Source organism: Dyella flagellata (assembly GCF_030160275.1).
Lineage (GTDB): Bacteria > Pseudomonadota > Gammaproteobacteria > Xanthomonadales > Rhodanobacteraceae > Dyella_B > Dyella_B flagellata.
In genome coordinates, this window is record NZ_BSOA01000057.1 from 1 (window position 1) to 2,500 (window position 2,500).

Genomic DNA, 2,500 nt, shown 5'->3' on the forward strand with positions numbered 1-2,500 from the left:
TGGTCTCAGTCACTTCGCCCTTATGGGCTCGTCTCGGTGCTCGGCATAAAGTGGACCGGATTTGCCTAATCCACATGCCTACCGCCTTTCCCCGGGACAACCAACGCCCGGTAGACCTAACCTTCTCCGTCCCCACATCGCACTACAGTCAAGTGCTGGAATATTAACCAGCTTCCCATCGACTACGCATTTCTGCCTCGCCTTAGGGGCCGACTCACCCTGCGCCGATGAACGTTGCGCGAGGAAACCTTGGGCTTTCGGCGTGCGGGCTTTTCACCCGCATTATCGTTACTCATGTCAGCATTCGCACTTCTGATACCTCCAGCAGGCTTCTCAACCCACCTTCACAGGCGTACAGAACGCTCCTCTACCGCGCACACTTGCGTGTGCACCCCGAGCTTCGGTGTCATGCTTAGCCCCGTTAAATCTTCCGCGCAGACCGACTCGACCAGTGAGCTATTACGCTTTCTTTAAAGGGTGGCTGCTTCTAAGCCAACCTCCTGGCTGTCTATGCCTTTCCACATCGTTTTCCACTTAGCATGAACTTGGGGACCTTAGCTGCGGGTCTGGGTTGTTTCCCTTTTCACGACGGACGTTAGCACCCGCCGTGTGTCTCCCGTACATTCTGTCCTGGTATTCGGAGTTTGCCATGGTTTACTAAGCCGCGATGGCCCGCTAGCCATAACAGTGCTCTACCCCCAGGAAGATTCATACGAGGCGCTACCTAAATAGCTTTCGAGGAGAACCAGCTATCTCCGAGTTTGTTTAGCCTTTCACTCCTATCCTCAGCTCATCCCCATCTATTGCAACAGATGTGGGTTCGGTCCTCCAGTGCGTGTTACCGCACCTTCAACCTGGCCAAGGATAGATCACTCGGTTTCGGGTCTACTGCCAGAGACTATTCGCCCTATTCAGACTCGGTTTCCCTTCGCCTCCCCTATACGGTTAAGCTCGCCACTGACAGTAAGTCGCTGACCCATTATACAAAAGGTACGCAGTCACCCTTGCGGGCTTCCACTGCTTGTACGTATACGGTTTCAGGGTCTATTTCACTCCCCTCTCCGGGGTTCTTTTCGCCTTTCCCTCACGGTACTTGTTCGCTATCGGTCAGTCAGGAGTATTTAGCCTTGGAGGATGGTCCCCCCATGTTCAGACAAGGTTTCTCGTGCCTCGCCTTACTCAATTTCATGCACCGTGCCTTTTCGCCTACAGGGCTATCACCTGCTACGGCCGGCCTTTCCAGACCATTCGGCTAAAACATGATGCACTTTTGGGCTACTCCCCGTTCGCTCGTCGCTACTGAGGGAATCTCGGTTGATTTCTTTTCCTCCGGGTACTTAGATATTTCAGTTCCCCGGGTTCGCTTCACTTAGCTATGTATTCACTAAGTGATACTCCTTACGGAGTGGGTTTCCCCATTCGGACATTGCCGGATCAAAGCTTGTTGCCAGCTCCCCGACACTTTTCGCAGGCTGCCACGTCCTTCATCGCCTCTGACTGCCAAGGCATCCACCGTATACGCTTGGTCGCTTGACCATATAACCCCAAGTCGCCTCAGGGCTACTCCCGTTCCTCCTCAGGAACATTGGGATTGCCAAACAACGCATTCGTCGTTGCCTCAACGACACATCTCGGTTTCAGTTTCGAACCAAGACGCTTGTCACTCGTTTACATTTTCAAAGAACACAATACCGGCCTCAACGCCGTATCGTTTCGTTTAATCTTTTGTGTGCGCTGCGTTTTCACGTCTTCCGAAGTGGTGGAGCCAGTCGGGATCGAACCGACGACCCCCTGCTTGCAAAGCAGGTGCTCTCCCAGCTGAGCTATGGCCCCAAATAATGGTGGGTCTAGGTGGACTCGAACCACCGGCCTCACCCTTATCAGGGGTGCGCTCTAACCACCTGAGCTACAGACCCGTTTATTGAGTGTCGCCATCCTGGCGACTGGCGCTAGCCAGCTTCCCTCTTTAGCAGCCACCAAAATGCTCTTCGGTTCTTGCCAAAGCTACTGTCCGTAGCGGGTTTTATTGAGGAGTCCGGCAGGAATGCCGGTGTCTGATGGGTTACCAAGGCGAATAACGCAGCCTTGCGCAATCATCAAACTTCCTCGCAACACGGAAGTTGCGTGAAAACATGCAGGTGTCTTGTGTGGACGTCTTGCGGCAGCGGTGCTGTCGCTCTCGAAAGGAGGTGATCCAGCCGCACCTTCCGATACGGCTACCTTGTTACGACTTCACCCCAGTCATGAACCACTCCGTGGTCGTCGCCCTCCTTGCGGTTAGGCTAACGGCTTCTGGAGCAACTCACTCCCATGGTGTGACGGGCGGTGTGTACAAGGCCCGGGAACGTATTCACCGCAGCATAGCTGATCTGCGATTACTAGCGATTCCGACTTCACGAAGTCGAGTTGCAGACTTCGATCCGGACTGGGATCGGCTTTCTGGGATTGGCTCCACCTCGCGGTCTTGCAACCCTCTGTACCGACCATTGTAGTACGTGTG

The 2,500-nt window shown here is 54.2% G+C and carries 2 tRNA genes and 2 rRNA genes (1 of these 4 cut by a window edge); all 4 read right to left on the reverse strand.

The window, feature by feature from the left end:
* Nucleotides 1-1,536 (reverse strand): 23S ribosomal RNA (locus QQJ96_RS23465); the annotation flags it as partial.
* A 221-nt stretch (nucleotides 1,537-1,757) separates the two neighbouring features.
* Nucleotides 1,758-1,833 (reverse strand) — tRNA-Ala (locus QQJ96_RS23470).
* Between the two features lie 6 nt (nucleotides 1,834-1,839).
* Nucleotides 1,840-1,916, reverse strand: a tRNA-Ile gene (locus QQJ96_RS23475).
* Nucleotides 1,917-2,182: 266 nt separating this feature from the next.
* A 16S ribosomal RNA gene (locus QQJ96_RS23480) occupies nucleotides 2,183-2,500 on the reverse strand (it continues 1,227 nt past the right edge of the window).